Here is a 2,519-nt window from a genome sequence, read left to right as displayed (position 1 = left end):
CAAAATCTATTTTAAAAGTTTTAGGTGAAACTAAATCAGAAAGAATTAAGACTTTAGTTAAAAGTGTAATAAATACAACAATTGAAAATAATTATAAGCATATAGTAATGGAAGATAAGATATATAAAGCAATGTATGAACTTAGAGATTGGCTTTTTGAAAATGTGTATTTAAGTGAGCCTGTAGTTAAAGAACTTAATAAAGGAAAAGGGATAGTTAAGGCATTATTTGAATATTTTTATAAAAATTATGAAGAAATACCTTTTTATGAAAAATATCTAAAGCTTTGGGGAAAGTACGAACCTAAACAGGCAGCTGTTGACTATGTGGCAGGAATGACAGATAGGTTTGCAATAAAAACTTATGAAAGAATATTCATACCGAAAGGCTGGGCTATTATTTAATATTTTCAAGTTGTCTTTAAATTTAGTTTAAAATATTAATATATTAAAATAACTTATTAAAGAGCATAGCGTTTGAAGAAATATTTATTTTTTTTAATTTTAGTACTTTCCATAATAAAGGTGTTGTATATACTATCTGGACATATAGATTTATCTCCTGAAGAAGCTCAGTACTGGGTGTGGTCTAAATTTTTGGATATTTACTACTATTCAAAACCTCCAATGATAGCTTATTTTAATTTCTTGTCTACCTCGGTTTTTGGTGATTCTGTCTTAGGTGTTCGGATTAATTCTGTATTAATTTCTGCTTTTTTAATGTTTTTTACCTATTTTTTTGCAAAAAACTTTTTAATGATGAAAAATTAGCTTTTTTGCAGCTATATCTTTAATACCTTTAGTTTCTTACAACTTATTGTCTGTACTGTTTTTAACAGATACTGTTTTAATGCTTTTTTATGTTTTATCTTTATATTATTTTTATAAAATTTTACTCAAAGGAGAAAATAAAGATTTTATTTTATGGTCTTTATTTTCAGGATGTTCACTTTTATCTAAACAAGTTTTTATAGCTCTTTATCCAGTTTTTTTATTTTTAGCTTTTATAAAAAATAGAAAAGTATTTAAAATGAAAATTTTTTATTTTTCATTAACTTTTTCTTTACTAATAGGTCTTGTTCCATTTTTTTTATGGAATTTAAAAAATGATTTTGCTACATTTAAACATTTACTTTACTTATCTGGAGCACATTCAGAATTCAAAATAGAAAAAAGTGTTCAGTATTTAGGTGATTATTCAATAAGCCAAATAGCAATTAATTCAGTTTTTTTGTTTCCTTTGTATATTTTTGTTATTTTAAAGGCATTTAAGAATATAAGAAATTTCAAAATATTGTTTTTACTTTCTTTCCCAGTTTTTGTGTTCTTATTTTTCTTAATTTTATCTTTTAAACACCGTGTATATGGAAATTGGCCTGCATTTTCATACTTTACTCTTTATATACTTGCTGCATTTTTTATATACCGATTTAATAAAATAAAACATTTCATTATTTTATCTTTACCTTCTATTTTATCTATTTTTATTTTGTTTTATACTCCGATTCTGGACAAAATAGGCATAGGTTATATTTTACCTCCTAAAAAAGACCCTACAAAAAGACTGGTTGGATGGAGAAATTTAGCTTTGGAAGTCCAAAATATAAGGAATAAATACAGAGAAGCTTTTCTTTTTTCTGATGATTACTTTATATCTTCTGAACTTATGTTTTACTTAAAAGACCATCCTTATATTTACTGTATTAATACTGGAAGAAGGAAAAATCAGTTTGATTTTTTGGGAAAAATTAATAATCCTAAAAATTATAATAAAACAGGAATTTATATTACTGGTGCAGCTATTCAACCATTAGTTAAAAGAGGTTTTAAAAATTTAGTTTTTTATAAAAAATATAATGTAAAATATAGAGGTAAAGTAGTTAAATCTTTTAACATTTATGTTTTAAGAAATTTTAAAGAAATAAAAGAAATTCAAACTAACAGATATTAAATGAGGTAAGCTGTTTGAAAATAAGAATTGGAACAAGAAAAAGCAAACTTGCCCTTTGGCAGGCAAATTTTGTAGCAGAGCAGTTAAAAAAGCATTTTCCAGAACTGGAAGTTGAGCTTATAAAAATTACAACTAAAGGTGATAAAATTCTTGACGTTCCTCTTGCAAAGGTTGGAGGTAAAGGGCTTTTTGTTAAAGAAATAGAAGAAGCAATGCTTAGAAATGAGATAGATATTGCTGTTCATTCTTTGAAAGATGTCCCGACTTATTTTCCAGAAGGTCTTGGGCTTGTTGCAATAACAAAAAGGGAAGACCCAAGAGATGCGTTTTTATCTGTTAAGTATAGCTCTTTAAAAGAACTCCCTGAAGGTGCAGTTGTAGGAACTTCTTCTTTAAGAAGAAAAGTTCAGCTTAAAATAAACAGGCCAGACCTTCAGATAAAAGATTTGAGAGGAAATGTTGACACAAGAATTAGAAAACTTGAAGAAGGACAATATGATGCAGTAATACTTGCCTATGCAGGGCTTAAAAGGCTTGGTCTTGAAGATAAAGTTAAACAGGTTTTTAGC

At 26.6% G+C, this 2,519-nt stretch carries 2 protein-coding genes and 1 pseudogene; all 3 read left to right on the top strand.

Translation table 11 applies throughout. The annotated features are described in order from the left end of the window. A pseudogene (locus HG1285_RS04660) lies at positions 1 to 404 on the top strand (deoxyguanosinetriphosphate triphosphohydrolase); the annotation flags it as partial. A 361-nt stretch (positions 405 to 765) separates the two neighbouring features. Continuing rightward, a complete protein-coding gene (locus HG1285_RS18310; RefSeq protein WP_083793108.1) occupies positions 766 to 1,950 on the top strand; it encodes a glycosyltransferase family 39 protein in 1,185 nt (394 codons plus the stop codon). Beyond that, the coding region (gene hemC, locus HG1285_RS04665; RefSeq protein ID WP_232219514.1) for a hydroxymethylbilane synthase at positions 1,944 to 2,519 on the top strand (576 nt) is incomplete at its 3' end. The genes HG1285_RS18310 and hemC, both read left to right, overlap by 7 nt.

It is taken from the genome of Hydrogenivirga sp. 128-5-R1-1, assembly GCF_000171895.1.
The sequence above is the reverse complement of the archived record's forward strand: the minus strand, read 5'-3'. Positions and strand labels throughout refer to the sequence as shown.